Origin of the sequence: Arcicella aquatica (genome assembly GCF_034928825.1) — a bacterium.
Lineage (GTDB): Bacteria > Bacteroidota > Bacteroidia > Cytophagales > Spirosomataceae > Arcicella > Arcicella aquatica.
Genome location: NZ_JAYFUL010000023.1, coordinates 57,173 through 77,519, shown reverse-complemented (window position 1 = coordinate 77,519; position 20,347 = coordinate 57,173). Strand labels below are relative to the sequence as shown.

General features: G+C 35.9%; 17 protein-coding genes. 3 read left to right on the top strand and 14 right to left on the bottom strand.

Annotated elements, in window-relative coordinates:
- Window positions 1-3: 3 nt before the first annotated feature.
- From VB264_RS14545 to VB264_RS14500, 10 genes are all read right to left on the bottom strand, one after another.
- Entirely contained in the window at window positions 4-474 is a 471-nt protein-coding gene (locus VB264_RS14545; protein WP_323250527.1) for a hypothetical protein, read from the bottom strand.
- A gap of 13 nt (window positions 475-487) precedes the next feature.
- Window positions 488-946 (bottom strand): hypothetical protein, encoded by a 459-nt coding sequence (locus tag VB264_RS14540; RefSeq protein ID WP_323250525.1) that lies wholly within the window; start codon window positions 944-946, stop codon window positions 488-490.
- Window positions 947-1,033: 87 nt separating this feature from the next.
- Entirely contained in the window at window positions 1,034-1,579 is a 546-nt protein-coding gene (locus VB264_RS14535) for an RNA polymerase sigma factor (protein WP_323250523.1), read from the bottom strand.
- A 156-nt stretch (window positions 1,580-1,735) separates the two neighbouring features.
- Complete coding sequence (locus VB264_RS14530) at window positions 1,736-2,695, bottom strand: transketolase family protein (RefSeq protein WP_323250521.1); 960 nt, start codon at window positions 2,693-2,695, stop codon at window positions 1,736-1,738.
- 10 nt (window positions 2,696-2,705) lie between these two features.
- Window positions 2,706-3,281, bottom strand: a complete 576-nt coding sequence (locus VB264_RS14525; protein ID WP_323250519.1) for a hypothetical protein — start codon at window positions 3,279-3,281, stop codon at window positions 2,706-2,708.
- On the bottom strand, window positions 3,275-4,267 hold the full coding sequence (locus VB264_RS14520) for an AAA family ATPase (protein WP_323250517.1): 993 nt from the start codon (window positions 4,265-4,267) through the stop codon (window positions 3,275-3,277). Before VB264_RS14520 ends, VB264_RS14525 begins: the two co-directional genes overlap by 7 nt.
- Before the next feature lie 58 nt (window positions 4,268-4,325).
- Window positions 4,326-5,183, bottom strand: coding sequence for a transketolase (locus VB264_RS14515; protein ID WP_323250515.1), 858 nt, complete (start codon window positions 5,181-5,183; stop codon window positions 4,326-4,328).
- A gap of 49 nt (window positions 5,184-5,232) precedes the next feature.
- Complete coding sequence (gene bcp / locus VB264_RS14510; RefSeq protein ID WP_309918788.1) at window positions 5,233-5,685, bottom strand: thioredoxin-dependent thiol peroxidase; 453 nt, start codon at window positions 5,683-5,685, stop codon at window positions 5,233-5,235.
- Window positions 5,686-5,732: 47 nt separating this feature from the next.
- Window positions 5,733-7,730: a M23 family metallopeptidase gene (locus VB264_RS14505; protein WP_323250513.1), complete on the bottom strand. Its 1,998-nt coding sequence runs from the start codon at window positions 7,728-7,730 to the stop codon at window positions 5,733-5,735.
- A 64-nt stretch (window positions 7,731-7,794) separates the two neighbouring features.
- Window positions 7,795-8,406, bottom strand: a complete 612-nt coding sequence (locus VB264_RS14500) for a fumarylacetoacetate hydrolase family protein (RefSeq protein WP_323250511.1) — start codon at window positions 8,404-8,406, stop codon at window positions 7,795-7,797.
- A 177-nt stretch (window positions 8,407-8,583) separates the two neighbouring features.
- Here VB264_RS14500 and VB264_RS14495 point away from each other — a divergent pair, with 177 nt between their 5' ends.
- On the top strand, window positions 8,584-9,432 hold the full coding sequence (locus VB264_RS14495) for a M48 family metallopeptidase (protein WP_323250509.1): 849 nt from the start codon (window positions 8,584-8,586) through the stop codon (window positions 9,430-9,432).
- A 73-nt stretch (window positions 9,433-9,505) separates the two neighbouring features.
- Here the strand turns inward: VB264_RS14495 and sucC are convergent, their stop codons facing one another.
- Window positions 9,506-10,702, bottom strand: coding sequence for an ADP-forming succinate--CoA ligase subunit beta (sucC, locus tag VB264_RS14490; protein WP_323250507.1), 1,197 nt, complete (start codon window positions 10,700-10,702; stop codon window positions 9,506-9,508).
- A gap of 201 nt (window positions 10,703-10,903) precedes the next feature.
- Here sucC and VB264_RS14485 point away from each other — a divergent pair, with 201 nt between their 5' ends.
- Window positions 10,904-11,554, top strand: coding sequence for an ABC transporter ATP-binding protein (locus tag VB264_RS14485; protein ID WP_323250505.1), 651 nt, complete (start codon window positions 10,904-10,906; stop codon window positions 11,552-11,554).
- A gap of 62 nt (window positions 11,555-11,616) precedes the next feature.
- Here the strand turns inward: VB264_RS14485 and VB264_RS14480 are convergent, their stop codons facing one another.
- Window positions 11,617-12,453 carry a phytanoyl-CoA dioxygenase family protein gene (locus tag VB264_RS14480; RefSeq protein WP_323250504.1) on the bottom strand — a complete coding sequence of 279 codons (837 nt, stop codon included), beginning with the start codon at window positions 12,451-12,453 and terminating at the stop codon, window positions 11,617-11,619.
- Window positions 12,454-12,603: 150 nt separating this feature from the next.
- On the opposite strand from VB264_RS14480, the gene VB264_RS14475 reads away from it, so the two are divergent.
- A complete protein-coding gene (locus tag VB264_RS14475; protein WP_323250502.1) occupies window positions 12,604-13,467 on the top strand; it encodes an AraC family transcriptional regulator in 864 nt (287 codons plus the stop codon).
- Between the two features lie 60 nt (window positions 13,468-13,527).
- On the opposite strand, the gene VB264_RS14470 is transcribed toward VB264_RS14475, so the two are convergent.
- Window positions 13,528-15,018: a glutamate synthase subunit beta gene (locus tag VB264_RS14470; protein ID WP_309918808.1), complete on the bottom strand. Its 1,491-nt coding sequence runs from the start codon at window positions 15,016-15,018 to the stop codon at window positions 13,528-13,530.
- A gap of 133 nt (window positions 15,019-15,151) precedes the next feature.
- Entirely contained in the window at window positions 15,152-19,723 is a 4,572-nt protein-coding gene (gltB, locus tag VB264_RS14465; RefSeq protein ID WP_323250499.1) for a glutamate synthase large subunit, read from the bottom strand.
- Between the last annotated feature and the right edge of the window lie 624 nt (window positions 19,724-20,347).

The following is a 20,347-nucleotide window of genomic DNA, read 5'->3' as shown; positions in this document are numbered from 1 at the left end:
GGTCTAAGGTTGTTTGTCCTTATGCATTTTTCCTTCGCCTTTATTTAGCCTATTGAACAACATAGCATTGAAAAGTTGCTCTGTTTTATATAATTCAGATACTTGTCGGACATTGATAACTTTCAGGAATTTCGACATATATTCTTTTTCTAAGTCAACATCCTTTTGTTTCAGGTTTAAAATTTCTTTTAAATCAGATAAGATTTTATCCTCAGAGCTAGTCGTATTTCTACTTTCGGCAGTAATCTGTCTGATACTTTTTCTGATTTCCCAACGCTTAGTATCGAATTCGTTATAAACAACCCAAAAGCCTTTGGCTTGGTCTTCCGTTAAATTTAAACGATTAGTAATTAAACCAACTTTAGCGGCTTTTATTTTTTCTTTGCCTTTTAATGGCTCGTCTTGTGCTTGCGCTTTAACATTTAATGACAAGACAAAGCAAATTAAACTGATAATAATGGCTGATTTTTTCATGCGTGATATTTGATTAAATATTCTCTTCTAAATTGTCTAAATCGATACTTTGTAAAATATCTTGTCTATTTATTTTTAAATTATCTAATAAATCAGAATCATTATTTGTTTCCTCTACCTCTACTTTATTATTTGTTTGAACATTTTCAAATTGTTCAGCAAGGTCGGTTTGGTTAATATTCTGTTGAATTAGATAATTAATGATTTCTTGATTTTGTACCTCAGCAAGGGCTTCATTGCCCAATGCATCTTGTTTTGGCATCCAAGTAAAGTATCCTAAGATAGCGATAGCAGCACAAGCGGCTACGCTTGCCCAAGTCCTTTTCATAGACCAAGTAACAAAAGGAACTGTTTTAGATTTGGCAGAAGTTTGCGATTGTATTAACATCGGAAGCTCGTCAAAGTAATTGTCAGGTACTTTGAAAATATTCTCACGTGGTAGTTTCTCTATGTCAAACTTATTATTTTCCATTGTTTTAATGATTATACTGCTTTGACTGTCTTGGTCTGTAATGGTTTAAAATGATTTTTATTTTTTTTAAAGATTGAAACCATTTTATTAAAGTATTGAATTTTTAAGGTACTCTTCTACTTTTTTCGCTGCTAAATGGTAGGATGCCTTTAAAGCACCCACCGAAGTGCCTGTAATTTCAGAGATTTCTTCATATTTTAGCTCATCATAATATTTCATATTGAATACCAAACGTTGTTTGTCGGGCAAGGTAAGTAAAGCTTTTTGAAGTTTAAGTTGTATTTCGTCTCCAGAAACTAAATCGCTATCTTCTAGTTTGTTAGATAGCTCTTCTGTAATATCATTGATAGGTAAAAAGAAGCGTCTTTTTTTCTTACTAAGATGATTCAAACATTCATTTGTTGCAATTCTATATAACCAAGTAAATAATTGTGAATCACCCTTAAAGTTTTCAAGACCTTTCCAAGCTTTGATAAAAGTATCTTGGGTGAGGTCATTGGCATCGTCATGGTCGATTACCATTTTACGGATATGCCAATATACTTTCTGCTGATATTGACGTACCAGTAAATTGAAAGCATAATTTCGGCTTTCGGGGTTAGCAAATTTTTCTAATAATTCTTTATCTGTCATTTTTAGGCATTTGGCTTAGAATGCTAAATGCAAAATAGGCACAAGTCACAAAATAAAAAAGGCAAAAGCCGAAAAGAATAGTAATTAGCTTATTAATTTCTTCTAATTACTTATACTTATTCGCCTTTTGCCTGATAATATGATAAATTGAAAAAATTAAGCTTGTTTGCGAGCAATCGCTTTCAATGCTTTTTCAACAATTGATGCTGCATTTAAACCATATTTTTCCATTAATTGAGCAGGAGTTCCTGATTCACCAAATGAATCCTCTACGCCAACATATTCTAATGGAGCAAGGTGTTGTTTAATTAATACTTGAGCGATAGAATCGCCTAAGCCACCTGCAATTTGGTGTTCTTCAGCTGAAACAGCACAACCAGTTTTGCGAACTGAAGCTAAGACAGCTTCTTCGTCTAAAGGTTTAATGGTATGGATATTAATAATTTCTGCATCAATACCTTTTTCAGCTAAAATCTCACCTGCTAAGATAGCTTCCCATACCAAGTGACCAGTAGCAAAAATACTTACATCCTTACCTTCGTTTACAGTCCAAGCTTTACCAATGATAAACTCTTGATTTGGATCAGTAAAGATTGGTACAACTGGACGACCGAAACGCAAATAAACTGGGCCTTCGTATTCAGCCACAGCGATAGTAGCAGCTTTCGTTTGGTTATAATCGCAAGGGTTGATTACTGTCATACCTGGAAGCATTTTCATCATACCCAAATCTTCAAGAATTTGGTGAGTAGCACCATCTTCACCTAATGTCAAACCAGCGTGTGAACAAGCGATTTTAACATTTTTGTTTGAATATGCCACCGACTGGCGGATTTGGTCATATACACGACCAGTACCGAAGTTAGCAAAAGTAGTAGCAAAAGGGATTTTTCCACCGATAGTTAAACCAGCAGCAATACAAATCATATTTGCCTCAGCAATACCAGTTTGGAAAAAACGCTCTGGATTTTCTTTGATAAAAGCATCCAATTTCAATGAGCCAATTAAGTCAGCACAAAGTGCTACAACATTTGGGTTGGTTTGTCCCAACACTTGCATTCCAGCACCAAAGCCAGAACGAGTATCTTTTTTTTCTGTGAAAGTATATTTTTTCATTTTTCTATTTTTACTCGACTGGATTTGTCGAGGCACATTGCTTTAATTTAGTTAAAAAATAATTAGCACTTGGGCAATTAGGATGATTTGCTGCATGTTCAATTGAAAAGCCTGAATTAATCATTTTCAAAGCCATGGGTATCTTTTTGGGAAGACCTCTACCTCGATACTTAATTAATAAAGCTCTTAGCGTATCAAAAGGAACATTTTCATTTTCAGGATAATCAAAACTGAAAGGTTCATTAAACAAATTTGATAATAAAAGACTGTCAGCTAAAAACCAAGATTCTATTTGTTTAATAGCTACAATAATAATCTGATTTTCTCTTTCGGTAATTCTTGCTTTCGTTTTAGTAATACATTGGTCTTCATCCAAATCTGTCAAAATCACGATTGTTTCGGCTCCCTTTTTGATTAAGTTAGACTGATGAATTAGAATGTTGTGAGGTAATAGATTTTTATTACCACCAGCATTAATTATTCCTACCGAAACTAAATTTAATTCATTAAGAATCGCTTTGAATTTGTCAGAATAGAGAATAAGAGCTTCAGTTTCACCTTCAACAATAAATCCAATCCTTACCATGGCAACCCACCTCCAAGGGTATTAGTTAACCATGCTTCATCCATACTTAATCCATGAAAATCTTCGCCCTTGAACTGTTTGATTTTTGTTTCACCTTTGATTTTGTCAACAGTAATAATTTCATCAGGAGTTAATTCAGACACTAAGGTTTGGGAATGAGTATTGAGCCAGATATAATGCCCTTTTTCTTCACAAGCATTTCTAAAAAAGCCCACTAGTTCTTTTATAACTCTCGGATTCAAACCATTTTCAGGTTCTTCAATACACAAAAATTGCGGTTCATCAGATTGAAATACTGCTGTTAAAAGAGCGAGAATATTATAGGTGCCGTCTGAGATAAGTTCTTTAGTAAAGTATTTATCAGAATATTTTTCTTTGATTACTAAAGTATCAGTACTACTTAATTCAGAAGATTCTATAAATACATCGTCAAATTCAGGAATAAATAATCGTAACCAATCAAGGATTTCCTCTTTTTTCCCTTCGTCTTTTAAAATTCTTTTAAGAACCTTTTCAAGATTATCAGTAATAAATGTGATTTTTTTATCATCTTGAAAGTTTAATTTGTTTCCTTTAGGGCTATTGATGAATAACCTAGAAAAATTAGAGACAAATTGGCGATAGTCAGCATTTTTTTTGAAATTATCTAGTTTTAAAGAAAATTGATGTTGATATATCTGATTGCCACTATCAGTTGATAAGGCAATTGCAGAACTATCAAGTATAACATCTTGAGGAAATTCAATAGACACGTCAGCACTTTGCTCCAAATGGTTAAAATGTAACATGTTGTTTTTACCTCCAAAAAGACTATTTAAATCAATCGAATAACCTTTGTAACCTAGACTCCAAAACTCCAAAGCCTCAAAAATATTACTTTTACCAGACCCATTTGGTCCTACAAAGACCGTGAATGGATTTGGTTCAATAATTTCTAAATCTGCAATAGATTTAAAATTTTTGATATGTAATTTTTTGATTTTCAATGCGATAGATTTTTATCCTAATTGCTTTAATTCACTAACTCACTCATTCACTCAATAATTAATAATCTCCCAAAGTTTCTGGTAACTGAGCTAATGCAGCAGCTAATTGCTCGTCGTTTGGAGCAACCCCATGCCATTTGTGTGAACCCATCATGAAATCAACACCAGCACCCATTTCTGTTGTCATCAAAATCATTGTAGGCTGTCCGTTTCCTGAAAATGCACGAGCTTCTGCTAATACTTTCACTACATCGGCCATATCATTACCATTCATTTTGATAACATTCCAACCAAAGGCAGTATATTTAGCACCTAAGTCACGGTTGTTCATTACTTTATCTGTAGGACCGTCTATTTGCTGACCATTATAGTCAATAATTGCGACCAAGTTATCTACTTTATGGTGTGGAGCATACATTGCTGCTTCCCAAACCTGACCTTCGTTTTGCTCTCCGTCACCCATTAGTACAAACACCAATGAATTATCTTTATTTAATTTTTTTGCTTGAGCCGCACCAATCGCAACAGACATACCTTGTCCTAATGAACCAGAAGCAATACGAATACCTTCTAAATGTTCGTGCGGAGTAGGGTGACCTTGAAGACGTGAATTTAATTTACGGAAAGTTGCTAATTCAGCCGCTGGGAAATAGCCAGCACGTGCTAATACTGAATAAAGTACTGGTGAAATATGTCCATTTGATAAGAAGAAAAGATCTTCACCAATTCCGTCCATATCGAAAACTTTGTTTCCAGCTTCATCTGATTTTAAAGTCATTTGGTCGAAGTAAAGACCTACCAATAAATCAGTACAGCCTAAAGAACCGCCTGGGTGTCCAGACTGACAAGCGTGCACTTGACGTACGATGTCACGACGTACTTGCGAAGCAACTTTTTGTAATTCAGTAATTTCCATTTGTGTTTGATTAATTTTTGTAATCTTTTATAGTCGTTTTTCTAGTTAATTATGCTTCAATAATTTGCGAGGTATGCTCTTTGGTCTTCACTTTTTCAATAATATCAGTAATGATTCCTTTTTCATCAATGACGAAAGTAGTTCTAGCAGTACCCATATAGGTTTTGCCATACATCGATTTTTCTACCCACACACCGTAAGCTTCTACTAACTGATGGTCTTCATCCGAAAGTAGCGTAAACTTTAAATCGTACTTTTTGATGAATTTCTGATGAGCCTTTTGTCCATCCACACTTACCCCAATAATCTCAAAACCTTTGGCACGCAAGGCTGGCAAATTTTCATTTAAATTACAAGCCTGAGCCGTACAACCTGGGGTATCATCTTTAGGATAAAAGTACAAAACTACTTTTTTACCTTCAAAATCTGAAAGCTTAACCAAATTACCATGTTGGTCTTTTTGTTCAAAATTTGGTGCTTTATCTCCGACTGCTAATTTCATTTCTATTTATTTTTATAAAGACAATTTTCAATGATTTGACTATAGTCTTAATGCTTTTTCTTTTTCTTTCCGCCTTTTTTTGCTTTCGCCTTAGGCTTGTGTTTAGTTTTCACGTGCTTTTCCTTCTTCGTCGCTACAACTTTTGTATGTTCGTCAACTTCAGTAACAAATGAACTTTTATTTCCTTGGTTATCTTCTAACTCCAAGCGGAGTTTCCCAATGAAATTTTGAGTAGAATCTGATTTAACTGTCCATAGTAAAGCTCTTTTAGCATCATAATCTGCTAATATATAAGTATCATTCAGATATGTTTTAAAGCTTTTGATACCCGAAAGATTATCATAGATTCTGATGGCTACATAATTCGGACTTTTACTTATAAAACTTGCTTTGGGCGGAATCGTATCAGTTAACAGTGTAAACTGACCTAGTAATCCAGCTTTAAATACAATCCTGTCCGAATTCCATTTGCCTCCTAAAAACCTTCTTTGATTTCGCGAAGTATAATACACGGATGTCTTTTCGGGCAAGCTTACTTTTATATCAGGCTGGAAACTTACATTGATTGAATTACGAAGCGGTATTGTAGGTTGTCCAATTTCTATACGATTAGCAATATTATTAGTTTCTAAATAAAGCGTATCATACAATGTTTTAGTATCAAAAATGATTGAAAGTTTATCTGAAACATAACTACTTGCTTGATTGGGAAGAATAGTTTTCTGTAAGTTTAGAGCCTTCTCTACACTATCAATGCGTATAGATTTAGGTAAGCCTTTCTTCAAGTCCCAAAGATACACAGCTTCATTGTTTTTTACATAACTTATTGCCAATTCTGTCGATGATTTTTCAAAATTTAAAATAGCTATCGAATTGACAGTCTTTAAGTTGCGTGCTTTAATGATTAAGGTATTATCATCAGTACTATAATTAATAATTACGGGCAATTTATTAGGACTAGCAGTAACTGAACTTTCAGGCTTTTCGCCCTTTATCGTAAAATTCAGCGTACTTCCATTTTCATAAGCATCCCATATCTTAATACTTACTTGATGTGTTTTACCATCTTCCAAGTTAAGTTTCCCTTTGCTCAAAATCGCTTTGTAAACTGGCAATTCCTCATTTCCATCATCTTGGAATAGTTTCTGGATTCTTTGGCCAATTGTTTTTTCATAGGCGTAATCAGTATGCACATTAATATCGTGCGATACTGCATTGGGGAACTGTTCAAGATGGAAGTAATGAATCTCTTGCCCATCTACTAGAAGCTCCGTACAAGTCAAGCCATTAGAATTATGGGTATCGTTCATTTTATCAACTGCCATCAACTCCAAACCGATTTCTCCTACTACCGAAATATTGCCATTAAGCGTATAGGTACCATCTGGTTTTTTGATAGGAGTAAAAGACTTTCTACCAAACTCACCATTCACTCTTGCATCTGTACTCAGCGTTTTGATATACAATTGCTGAAAAATAGGAGGGGTGTTGTCTTTTATTTCTGAAAACCCAAAATTCAAAGGATTCAGAATATTATTATTCGCATCCCTTATTTCAAAGTGTAAATGTGGCCCAGCCGACCCACCTGTATTGCCAGAATAGCCAATTACCTGCCCTTTTTTTACCACAAACTCGCTGGGTGCAGGCTTTAATTGAATCTCAAATGTCTGGCTTTCTAATCTTTTTTTCTTAACGTAAGTCGCTAATGGCTCTGCAAATTCTTTTAAATGCCCATACACAGAAACATATCCATTGGGGTGGGTTAAGAAAATAACATTTCCATAACCAGAAGTTTGTACCCTGATTTCAGAAACATAACCATCAGCCGTAGCCAGCACTGCTAAACCTTCTCTTCCTTGCGTTTTAATATCAATCCCCGCATGAAAATGGTCTGCACGCAAATCACCCATTCCACCTGCCAAATAGTTTTGTTGTTTGGGATTGATTGGAAAGAGAAAATAATCTTTCGGATAAAGAAGCTTCGTTTTTTGTGCTAAATTCTGAAATGAAAAAAGGCTACAAAACAGGAAGATTTTTAATTTCATAAATTGATGCAACTTAATTTTCAATAAGGACAATAATAATAAAAGATGAAAATTGAGTTACAGTTTACTTGATTTCAAAGGATAGCATTTCTTTTCCTTCAATAAATGCACTTAATTTATTGCCGATTTTTACTTTTCCTACACCCGCAGGAGTACCTGTAAAGATTAAATCGCCTGTTTTCAAGGTGAAATATTTTGAAATTTCCGCAATGATTTCGTCAAAATTCCAAAGCATCATCGAAGTGTTACCTGTCTGACGCGTTTCTCCATCGATTTCTAAATGGAAATTCAAGTTTTTCAAATCTGGAAATTCAGTTTTTGAAACAAACCCAGAAATAGGAGCAGAGCCATTAAAGGCTTTGGCTTTTTCCCAAGGCAATCCTTTTTCTTTTAGTTTAGCTTGAATATCTCTTGCTGTAAAATCGATTCCAATCCCTATTTCTTCATAATATTTATTAGCAAATTTAGCTTCAATATTTTTACCCATCTTATTGATTTTCAAGACGATTTCTACTTCATGGTGAATATCTTTTGAAAAATCAGGATGATAAAATGCCTCGTTGTCTTTTAGGATGGCTGTATCTGGTTTTATAAAAACTACAGGTTCAGACGGTCGCTCGTTATTTAATTCGGCAATATGTTCAGCGTAATTCCTACCAATGCACAAAATTTTCATTTCTCTTCGTTTTATGAATTTTTTTACAAAAATACCCTTAAAATATAGAAATTTAGAACCTTTTTTAGATTTTTACATCTTAATTCTAATTTGCTATATTATTTACGCTGTGTTGGTATGATTATTTAATAGTAATTTTACAGTAGAAAATAAGTATCTATTAATCCTTTTCAGAAAATGAAAAAAATCGTTTTGTATGGAGTAGTTCTCCTAACATCCATTTGGGCTTGTACAAAAGTGCCCATTTCAGGTCGTAGTCAATTATTATTAGTTTCAGATGATGAAATGAATGCCATGGCATTAACTAGCTATAAGCAGTTTTTAGATACCAATAAAGTAGTGGCTGCTAATACCCAGCAGGCTGCCATGGTTAAAAGAGTAGGTGACAAAATAGCTAAAGCTGCACAAAGTTATTTTGAGCAAAATAATGCTCCAGAATATTTAAAAAGCTACCAATGGCAAACGGAATTAGTACAAAGTAGCCAAATAAATGCTTGGTGTATGCCAGGGGGTAAGATGGTAGTGTACACAGGTATTTTGCCAATCACTCAGAATGAAACAGGATTAGCCGTGGTAATGGGTCATGAGGTTTCACACGCTATTGCCAAGCATGGTAGCGAGAGAATGAGCCAAGGAATGATAGCACAAGGTTTGTTGACGGCAGGACAAGCAGGCTTAGGAATTGCGATGCAAAATAAGCCTAGTGCAACACAGAACTTGTGGAATAGTGTATTTAGTGTAGCTGCACCAGCGGGCGCTCAAATAGGAATGTTGGCATTCGGACGTAATCAGGAATCAGAGGCTGATCATCTAGGATTAATATTCATGGCTATGGCCGGATATAATCCAGAAGAAGCTGTTGCTTTTTGGGGAAGAATGGCAGCACAATCTGGAAATGGCTCTAAGCCGCCAGTATTTTTGTCGACTCACCCTTCCGATCAACAACGTATCGCTGATATAAAAAGACTTTTACCTGAGGCCACACAATATTATAATGGTACCAAAGGTGGAGTGAAGAGAAACTAATATTTCACGGTATATGGAATAATAAAAAAGGCGAAGAATTAATATTCTTCGCCTTTTTTATTGACCTTCGGTATTACATTGCTGCTAATACTTCTTCAACTTTAGTAGCTGCATCTTTCAATAAAACAGCTGAGAATACTTTCAAACCTGAATCATCAATGATTTTAGCTCCTTCAGCAGCGTTAGTTCCTTGTAAACGAACAATGATTGGTACAGGAATATCACCGATAGCTTTGTAAGCTTCAACAACACCAGTAGCAACACGGTCGCAACGAACGATACCACCAAAAATATTAATCAAGATAGCTTTAACGTTTGGATCTTTCAAAATGATACGGAAACCAGCTTCTACCGTTTTAGCATTAGCTCCTCCCCCAACATCTAGGAAGTTGGCGGGCTCACCACCAGATAATTTAATGATGTCCATAGTAGCCATCGCTAAACCAGCTCCGTTTACCATACACCCCACGTTACCATCTAATTTTACGTAGTTCAAATCGTTTTTAGAAGCTTCAACTTCTAATGGATCTTCCTCTTCAACATCACGCAATGGAATAAAATCTGCATGGCGATACAAAGCATTGTCATCCAAATTTACTTTAGCGTCAACTGCTAAGATTTTGTTGTCAGAAGTTTTCAACACAGGGTTGATTTCAAACATCGAAGAATCAGTTTCAACATAAGCTTTATAAAGAGAATTGATGAATTTCACCATTTCTTTGAAAGCATCACCTGATAAACCTAAAGCAAAAGCAATTTTACGCGCTTGGAATGCTTGTAAACCTACTCTTGGATCAATCCATTCTTTAATAATTTTTTCAGGAGTATGTTCTGCTACCTCTTCAATGTCCATACCACCTTCTGTAGATGCCATGATTACATTGCAAGCTTTACCTCTATCCAACAAAATAGAAATATAGAACTCTTTTGGCTCAGATGGACCAGGATAATAAACGTCTTCTGCAATTAAGACCTTATTAACTTTTTTACCTTCTGGTCCTGTTTGGTGAGTAATCAATTGCATTCCCAAAATCTGTTCTGATTTTTGGCGAACTTCATCTAAATTTTTAGCAAGTTTTACTCCACCACCTTTTCCACGCCCACCGGCATGAATTTGGGCTTTAATTACGTGCCACTGTGTACCAGTTTTTGCCGACAACTCTCGGGCAGCTTCTACTGCCAGTGCTGGTGTATCGACTACGATGCCCTCTTGAATACGGACACCATAACTTTTCAAAATGTCTTTACCTTGATACTCGTGAATGTTCATTTGATACAGTTTTTTATGTCGAAATTAATTCGTTTGCTAAATTACTTACAAACAATTTAATTAATCGCTTTTATTTGGTAAATATTTATAGTTTATCAACTTTTTTGAACTCTTCATAACGTAATTATTCATGACAAATATAGTAATTCCACAATTTTTATCGTTGTTTTGTTTCAGCGAATATTCATTGAAAAAGAAAAAATGTTAGTAGTTAAAAATATCACAAAGACCTACGGAAACTTAAATGTTTTGAAAGGTATTGATTTACAGATTAATCAAGGAGAAGTAGTCTCTATCGTTGGGGCTTCTGGGGCAGGGAAAAGTACGCTGTTGCATATTGCGGGCACACTCGATAGACCTGATACAGGACAAGTATTTATTGATAATACAGAAATTACTAGCTTGAAAGATAGTGCTTTAGCTAAATTTAGAAATGAACGATTAGGCTTTATCTTTCAATTCCATAACCTCTTAGGTGAATTTACAGCCATTGAAAATGTTTGTATGCCTGCTTATATTGGTGGAAAAAGCAAAAACATTGAACAGAAGGCCGAAGAGCTTTTAGTATTGTTGGGCTTGAAGGATAGGATTCATAACTTGCCTTCGCAGATGTCTGGTGGAGAACAGCAACGAACTGCCGTAGCGCGTGCATTGATTAATGCACCATCAATTATTTTTGCGGATGAACCTTCAGGGAATTTAGATTCCAAAAATGCCCAAGAATTACATGAACTTTTTTTTAATCTCCGCGACCAATTCAATCAAACGTTCGTCATCGTTACCCATAATGAGGAACTAGCCAATATGGCGGATAGAAAATTAGTCATGCAGGATGGGTTACTATTGAGTTGAGTAATGAGGCCTATAAATCAGTTTTAAGCCTCATTTTATTGTGCTGGTTGAATACCTATGGTTTAATCATGGGTATTTTCATACAGCACTGGATTAATAGGAGTGTTGATTATTTCTCCAATTTTAGCACCTGGACACCATTTTTTCCAATCGGCTTCTTGATTTTTATTATCAGGTTGCTTCAGAACCATGTCTTTATCCATATAAATCATGGTCATTACTTCCCGCATTTTATCCGTTTGATTAGCACCCGCTCTATGAAAAAGCCAGCCTGAATGAAAACTCACTTCTCCTAATTCAAATGGTTCAATAATTTGTTGAAAGTCTCCCAACCTTAGTTTCTGCTGGATTTCTACCTCGCTATCGTCACTTATTGCTAGGTTTCTACCTTCTTGCATCAAATGGCTCTTAGCGCTGAACTCTAACGGACCCATATCTAATGGGGTTTCTTGTAATGGTATCCAAGCCGTAACGGTTTTATCACTTGCCAAAGGCCAATAGTATTGGTCGGCGTGCCAAGGCGTGAAGCCTCCATGAGGTTCTTTAAAAAGTGCTTGGTCATGGTATATCCTAACTCCTTCTACTTGCATTAAATCACTAGCAATCTTTGCAATTCTCTTACTGAATACAAATTCCTTAATGGTAGCACTATGAGTCCAAATATTCATGATTTGTAAGAAAGCTTTATTATAAATATCTCTTTCGTTAAGCGGCAAATGCATGGTATTTAGTTCACGTACTTTTTCTCTTATGACAAGATTATAAAGATCAATTATATTTTTATTAAATACATTTTTGAGTTTTATATAGCGGTATTCTTGGTAAAACTCAATTTGTTCTCGGCTTAAATTGTAAGGCTCATTAAGAGCATCCAAAACGGATGTGGCGGTTTCAAACATTACATTGTGGATTTGATATTCAGTAAAAGAATTAACTTACGAAGTTATTTATATTACAAAAAACTAGATGACACTAAAAATTCAAAATATAGCACTATGTTGAATTTTAAAGTTTGTAATATTACATTTAGGTAAAAAAATAGTGTTTATATGAAGGCAATACTGGAAGACTTGAGTATGGATGCTTATGTAAACTCCTTTAGGATTAACCAATACAGTATCCCACATTTTGAATATAAATGGCATTATCATCCTGAATTTGAGTTGACTCTCATCGAAAGTGGTGTAGGAGATAGATTTATAGGAGACTCTTTTGAGCGTTTTCAAAAAGGAGATTTAGTCTTGATTGGTCCAGATTTACCCCATACATGGATGAGTGATAAAGAAAAAAACAACCTTTCAGCAGCTGTAGTCATACAATTTTCTAGTCATTTTATTGAAAGGTTTTTAGCCTTGAATGAATTTAATCAATTGAAACAAATGTTGGCTATTTGTAGTCAGGGGTTATATTTTCCAAAGCCTTCTATTGAAATTATCCATAAGATGGCAAATATCAGCCAAACAAAGGGTATTTCAAGAATTAGCATTTTACTAGAAATATTTGATATGCTTACGGAATTGGAGTATCAAGTATTGGCATCGCCATTTTACCAACCTATTAAAAATGAAGAAAATGAATGGAGAATTAATACGGTTTTTGAATATATGTTAAGAAATTCATCGACTGCTATGTCATTAAAAGATGTTGCCGATTTAATTCATTTGTCAGAAAGTGCGTTTTGTAAATTCTTTAAAAGAATGACTGGCAAAACATATTCCGATTATTTAAACGAAATTAGGATAGGCAAGGCGTGTTCACTTTTAACTGAGTCGGACAAAACAATTGCTGAAATTGGTTTTCAAACTGGCTTTGAAAGTATAACTTATTTCAATAGAGTATTTTTAAAAAAGAAAGCTAGAACACCTAGTGAATTCAGAAAGATGAGTAGAAATAGGGTAGAAGTATTGGCATAAAAAAGCCGTCAGTTCCAAAGAAATGACGGCCCTAAATATTCTAAAGCAAGTATAGCTTGCTTATACGACAGCAAAACTTGACACATTTTTAGCTTCTAGTACAGACTGTCCCATCAAATAAATATCAGCAGCACGAGCGGCTTCTCTACCTTCTGAAATAGCCCACACTACTAATGATTGACCTCTGCGCATATCGCCCGCAGCAAATACTTTATCTATCGCTGTTTGATAATTATGGGCTTTTACATTGCCTCTTTCGTCAAATTCTAAGCCTTTTTCTTCTAATTGTGATAAGATACCCTCACGTTGCGGATGCAAGAAACCTGCTGCAATTAATGCTAATTCAACAGGAATTTCACGTTCGTTTGTATGAACTTGGTGTGCTTTACCATCAACAACCTCCATTACGATATCCGCAATTTTAAGTCCTTTTAAGTTGCCATTTTCGTCACCAACAAACTCTTTTACTGCGATTGACCAATGACGGTCAGCTCCTTCCTCATGCGAAGTAGAAGTACGCAACATCATCGGCCAGTTTGGCCAAGGGGTATGCGGCGCTCTTTCTTTAGGAGGCATCGGCATTACTTCAACCTGAGTAATAGATTTTGCTTTATGACGGTTTGAGGTACCAACACAGTCAGAGCCAGTATCACCACCACCAATTACTACTACGTTTTTGTCTGTAGCATACAGTTCCCCCATTGGATAAGGCATACCCATGTGGTTTACTTCACGTTCTATTCCAGACACCCTTTTGTTTTGCTGTGATAAGAATTCCATAGCTGGATAAATTCCTTTCAAATCAGCACCAGGGATTCCTAATGTTCTTGGTACAGTTGAACCACCTGAAAGAATAACTAAATCAAAATCTTCTAACAAATCGTCAGCCTTGATATCAACACCAACATTTGTATTAGTTTTGAAAATAATACCTTCTTGCTCCATTACCTCCACACGACGTTGTACAACCCATTTTTCTAATTTGAAATCAGGGATACCATAGCGTAAAAGTCCACCGATTCTGTCAGCACGTTCAAAAACGGTAACAGTATGCCCAGCTTTGTTTAGCTGTGCTGCTGAAGCCATTCCCGCAGGGCCTGACCCCACAACGGCCACTTTTTTGCCAGTGCGTTTTGTAGGAATATTTGGTTTTACTAAACCATTGCCAAAAGCGTATTCAATGATCGATTTTTCGATATACTCAATCGTTACAGGAGGTTTATTGATACCTAACACACAGGCAGATTCGCAAGGTGCTGGACAAATACGTCCTGTAAATTCTGGGAAATTGTTCGTAGAAGAAAGAATCTCGTACGCATATGCCCAGTTTTGATCATATACTGCATCGTTGAATTCAGGAATAATATTGCCAAGTGGACAACCACTGTGACAAAAAGGTACTCCACAATCCATACAACGACTTGCTTGAGCTTTTACTTTATCAGCAGTAAAATCAATATCTATTTCTTTATAGTCTGTTACACGTTCTGTAACGAGTCTTTTCTTTGGAGTTTCTCTAGTAACCTCTAAAAATCCTGTTGGTTTTCCCATTTCTTTAATTTGAAAATTTGAGGATTTGAAAATTTGAAATCAACCTTGTATAATTTTCTATTTAGTGATTGATTTTGGGATGCGTCAACTCAAATTGATTTGAATTGACGCATTTTCAAGTTTTCAAATGATATTAATGTGCAATTTCTACTTGAATATCTTTGTAAACAATATCCTTGTTTTCTAAAACTTCTGCCACACTGATATTGCGTGAAGCAAGGGCTTTTTTGAAATCTTGAGGCATTACTTTTAAAAACTGTGGTAACGTAGTAGCCCAATTATCAAGAATAGTTTTTGCAGTATCCGAATCTGTATATTGTAAATGTTGTTCTACATACATTTTCAATATATTTTCATCTTCAACGGTCAAATCTTCAATGGCTACCATTTCTGGGTTTAATTTAGGAGCAAAGTCTCCTTTTTTGTCCCAGATATAAGCTACCCCGCCAGACATACCCGCACCGAAGTTTCTACCAGTTTCGCCTAAGATAACTACTAAACCGCCCGTCATGTATTCACAACCGTGGTCGCCAATACCTTCTACAACAACTTTAGCACCCGAATTTCTTACACAGAAACGTTCACCAGCCATACCTCTTAAATATGCCTCGCCAGATGTCGCACCATAGAATGATACGTTACCAACTACAGCATTTTCAGATGGGTTGAATGTCGCTTTTTTACTAGGATATACAATTAGTTTAGCTCCGCAAAGTCCTTTTCCGATATAATCGTTAGAGTCACCTTCCAATTCAAATGTGATACCATTTACAGAGAATGCACCGAATGATTGGCCAGCAGTTCCATTAAATTTCACATGGATAGTGTCGCTAGGTAAACCTTTTGCCCCATATTTTTTCGTAATTTCGTTCGATAACATCGTTCCTATCGTACGATTCACGTTAATTACTTTTAATTCACCCGTTACTTTTTCTCCACTTTCAAGGGCTGGTTTGGCAATTTCCAACAATTTCCAGTCAATCTGGTCTTGCAAACCATGATCTTGATCTTCTTGTTTGTATAAAGCCACATCCAATGCCATTGGTTGTTTGTACAAGATGGGTGATAAGTCTAAATGTTTAAGCTTCCAATTACTTAGCGCTTCTTTCATTTCTAATCTATCTGCTTGTCCAACCATTTCGTTCACAGTTCTGAATCCTAACTCAGCCATGATTTCACGTAATTCAGTTGCCAAGAAAGTAAATAGATTTACTACATGGTCTGGATGTCCAGTGTATAATGCTCTCAAACGTGGGTCTTGTGTTGCTACCCCAACAGGGCAAGTATTCACATGACATTTACGCATCATGATACAACCTGCTGTCACTAGGGCTGCCGTAGCTACCCCGAATTCTTCAGCACCTAATAAAGCCGCTACTGCTAAGTCTTTACCTGTTCTGATTTGTCCATCCGTTTGAACAGTAACACGTCCACGCAATTTGTTTCTTACCAGTGTTTGGTGTGCCTCTGCCAAACCAAGTTCCCAAGGCAAACCAGCATGACGAATTGATGAAAGTGGAGAAGCTCCAGTTCCTCCATCGTGTCCAGCAATCAAAATATGGTCAGCATGTGCTTTTGCCACACCCGCTGCAATTGTTCCTACACCTGCTTCAGATACTAGTTTTACTGAAATTCTAGCCGCACGGTTGGCATTTTTCAAATCGAAAATTAATTGTGCTAAATCTTCGATAGAATAAATGTCGTGGTGAGGAGGAGGAGAAATCAAACCAACTCCTGGCGTAGAATGACGCGTCTTACCAATCCAATCATCTACTTTATGACCAGGTAACTGTCCACCTTCACCAGGTTTAGCACCCTGCGCCATTTTGATTTGTAATTCAGTAGCATTCGTTAAATAATTTGCTGTTACACCAAAACGTCCAGAAGCTACTTGTTTGATAGCAGAGTTCATAGAATCTCCATTCTCGAGAGGCGTAAAGCGGATAGGGTCTTCACCACCTTCACCCGAGTTAGATTTACCGCCGATGCGGTTCATCGCAATGGCCAAAGTAGTATGAGCTTCATACGAGATTGAACCAAATGACATCGCACCCGTAGCAAAACGTTTGAAAATACTTTCAATCGGTTCTACTTCGCTAATATCAATAGATTTACCTTTCTTGAATTTAAGCAAACCACGAAGGGTCATTGCTTTTTCAGATTGGTCATCAATTAATTTAGAATATTTTTTATACTGCTGATAGCTATTATTCTTAGTTGACTGTTGTAACAGGTGAATCGTTTCTGGATTAAACAAGTGGGCTTCACCACGTTGTTTCCATTGATAAATACCTCCAACTTCCAATTTAGGGTTAGCCACTGGCAATTCAGGATAACCGTTTTTGTGTTTGATTAAAGCTTCTTTAGCAATGCCTTCTAAATCGATACCACCGATTCTTGAGATAGCACCTGCAAAATAAGTATCAACAACCTCTTTCCCTAAACCAACGATTTCGAAAATCTGAGCTCCTTGGTATGATTGAAGTGTTGAAATACCCATTTTAGAGAATATCTTCAATAATTCACCATTAACAGCCTTGATATAATTAGTCTGTAGTTTTTCGTAAGGGTAATCTACTTGTAGAATACCTTTTTCCTTCATACCATTGATTGTCTCAAATGCCATGTAAGGGTTTACTGCCGAAGCACCAAAGCCAATCAGCGTAGCGAAATGATGTGTTTCCCAAACATCACCAGCTTCTACAATCAAACCTGTTTGAGCTCTTTTACCTTTTCTGATTAAATGGTGATGTACAGCACCTACCGCCAACAATGATGGAATAGGAGCGTGTGATGAATCAACACCACGGTCAGTTAATAAAATGATAGCATATCCATCATCAACAGCATCTTCCGCATATTGACAAATTCTGTCTAACGCTCTTTTTAATTGACCTTTTTCTCCCGTAGCACGGAAAGTAGTATGGATAGATTTCGTTTGGAAGTTTTTATGGTCTATCCAACGAATTTTTTCAATCTCACCGTTTGTTAAAACTGGCTGACGAATTTCAATCTGACGGCAATGCTCAGGAGATTCTTTCAACAAGTTTTTCAATCCACCGATGTCAGATAAAAGCGACATTACTGTACGCTCACGGATTGAGTCAATTGGTGGGTTGGTTACCTGTGCAAACAATTGCTTAAAGTAATACGATAAATGTTGAGCTTGGTCTGAAAGAATAGCCAATGGCGTATCTACACCCATTGAGCCTAATGCTTCTTTACCCGTTTCAACCATTTGTGAAAGAATTACTCTTAAGTCTTCAGTCGTGAATCCAAACACTTGTTGACGCAATAATAATTCACGTTCAAATGGTGTACGGTATTCAGCACCTGCGGCTGGTAAATCTTCTACTTTGATTTTATTTGTTTTCAACCATTCTCCGTAAGGATTCTGTTGACAGATTTTTTCTTTTAATTCTTCGTCAGGAATAATACGACCAGCTTCCATGTCTACTACGAACATTTTACCCGGTTGTAAACGACCTTTTGAAACAATTTTAGCAGGGTCAATATCCAATACACCCGCTTCAGAAGCCATGATTACGAAATCGTCATCAGTAACCCAATAACGAGATGGACGTAAACCATTTCTATCTAACGTAGCACCAATCATTTTTCCATCCGTGAAAGAAATCGAAGCAGGACCATCCCAAGGCTCCATCATGGCTGCATGATATTCATAGAAATCTTTCTTGTATTGCTCCATTTGCTCGTTGCCGTCCCAAGCTTCAGGAATCAACATCATCATCACATGTGGAAGCGAACGACCACTCATGTACAATAATTCGATAGCATTATCCAAAATGGCAGAGTCAGATTGTCCTAATTGACAAACTGGCAAAATCATGTCCATTTCTTCCTTCGTAAAGTGCTCTGATTCAAATAAAGCCGACTGAGCCTGCATCCAAGCAGCATTACCTTTTACAGTATTAATCTCGCCATTGTGACCGATAAAGCGGAATGGCTGCGCAAGTTTCCACTCAGGGAAAGTATTTGTTGAGAAACGTGAGTGAACAATTGCCAAAGCAGAAGTAAATTCTTCACGTTTTAAATCATCAAAATATCCTGGAACTTGCATTGTCGTTAACATACCTTTGTAAATGATAGTATGAGCAGACAATGAAGCAAAGTAAAATTTATTATCTAAACCTTTAACTGTTTCGTTGATGATACGAGCCGTGTACTGACGGAAAACATACAATTTCCTTTCAAACTCCATTTCATCCGTAATGGTGGCTGGACGTTTGATGAATAATTGCTCCATTTGTGGTTCTGTATTTCCAGATTCCGCACCTAGAATTTCAGAATTGTCACATGGAACTACACGATACCCCAAAATTTCCAAGCCTAAGCGTTTGGCCTTTCGGGTAATGATTTCCTTACATTCTTCACGAATCGTCTTATCTTTTGGAAAGAAAGTCATACCTACTCCGTATTCACGGGCAGCAGGTAAATCAATCCCTAAATTTGTACATTCTTCCAAAAAGAATTCATGAGGAATCTGTAATAAAATTCCTGCACCGTCACCTGAGTTAGGGTCACAGCCGCATGCACCACGGTGGTCCATTCGAATGAGCATCTGGATTGCATCCGTAACTACCTTATGAGACTTGCGTCCTTTCATGTTTGCTACGAAGCCGATTCCACAAGCATCATGCTCGAATTCTTTACGGTACAAACCTTTATTGTCGAAATTAGTCATGGTAATGGGTCTGTTTTAAATTTACTAACAGAGAACTTGAGATTATGTTAGTGGCAATTGTTTTGCTATAATATTGAAAAATTGTCAGTGAAATACAGTATAATTTGTAAATAGTAAAATTGAAGTAAGATATAATATTTACTAAAACTTTATGGAAAATGAAGAATGTATTGTTATCTGTTTCGCTATTACAAAGATATACAAGAAATTCTTTGGAAAAAATAGCATTTTGCCGAATAATCATCTGAATGATATAATTTCAAGAATTCGTAAAATTTAATCTTAGTTAGATGCAATTTTTAAAAAGCTTTCCTCAAAACATTATTTTTTGAATATGATTATTATTTTCATAAAAATAAGGCTTTTTTAATCTTAAATTTTATGTTTTTACAATTTTGAATCATTTATACGTTGAAATTTAATTGAAAATATATCAAAATTTCATTTTTGTTTAATTTATAAGTTTTTTGTAAAAAAAATTACTTTTTTATCCATTAATCACTCAAAAAGCTTCAAAAACTCAAAAAGTTGCATATTATATCCGAATATTTTGTCCTAATTGCTTGGCTATTAGCCTATTAATTCTATAGTGTTAAAATGATATAGAAATGTTTAAAACGATAT

Excerpts from the sequence above, each read along its gene's own strand:
- VB264_RS14535 (WP_323250523.1), bottom strand. The coding sequence starts at position 1,579 with ATGACAGATAAAGAATTATTAGAAAAATTTGCTAACCCCGAAAGCCGA.
- VB264_RS14500 (WP_323250511.1), bottom strand. The coding sequence starts at position 8,406 with ATGAAAATTTTGTGCATTGGTAGGAATTACGCTGAACATATTGCCGAA.
- VB264_RS14525 (WP_323250519.1), bottom strand. The coding sequence starts at position 3,281 with ATGGTAAGGATTGGATTTATTGTTGAAGGTGAAACTGAAGCTCTTATT.
- VB264_RS14470 (WP_309918808.1), bottom strand. The coding sequence starts at position 15,018 with ATGGGAAAACCAACAGGATTTTTAGAGGTTACTAGAGAAACTCCAAAG.
- gltB (WP_323250499.1), bottom strand. The coding sequence starts at position 19,723 with ATGACTAATTTCGACAATAAAGGTTTGTACCGTAAAGAATTCGAGCAT.
- VB264_RS14495 (WP_323250509.1), top strand. The coding sequence starts at position 8,584 with ATGAAAAAAATCGTTTTGTATGGAGTAGTTCTCCTAACATCCATTTGG.
- VB264_RS14505 (WP_323250513.1), bottom strand. The coding sequence starts at position 7,730 with ATGAAATTAAAAATCTTCCTGTTTTGTAGCCTTTTTTCATTTCAGAAT.
- VB264_RS14540 (WP_323250525.1), bottom strand. The coding sequence starts at position 946 with ATGGAAAATAATAAGTTTGACATAGAGAAACTACCACGTGAGAATATT.
- VB264_RS14485 (WP_323250505.1), top strand. The coding sequence starts at position 10,904 with ATGTTAGTAGTTAAAAATATCACAAAGACCTACGGAAACTTAAATGTT.
- VB264_RS14480 (WP_323250504.1), bottom strand. The coding sequence starts at position 12,453 with ATGTTTGAAACCGCCACATCCGTTTTGGATGCTCTTAATGAGCCTTAC.
- bcp (WP_309918788.1), bottom strand. The coding sequence starts at position 5,685 with ATGAAATTAGCAGTCGGAGATAAAGCACCAAATTTTGAACAAAAAGAC.
- VB264_RS14475 (WP_323250502.1), top strand. The coding sequence starts at position 12,604 with ATGAAGGCAATACTGGAAGACTTGAGTATGGATGCTTATGTAAACTCC.
- sucC (WP_323250507.1), bottom strand. The coding sequence starts at position 10,702 with ATGAACATTCACGAGTATCAAGGTAAAGACATTTTGAAAAGTTATGGT.
- VB264_RS14530 (WP_323250521.1), bottom strand. The coding sequence starts at position 2,695 with ATGAAAAAATATACTTTCACAGAAAAAAAAGATACTCGTTCTGGCTTT.
- VB264_RS14515 (WP_323250515.1), bottom strand. The coding sequence starts at position 5,183 with ATGGAAATTACTGAATTACAAAAAGTTGCTTCGCAAGTACGTCGTGAC.
- VB264_RS14545 (WP_323250527.1), bottom strand. The coding sequence starts at position 474 with ATGAAAAAATCAGCCATTATTATCAGTTTAATTTGCTTTGTCTTGTCA.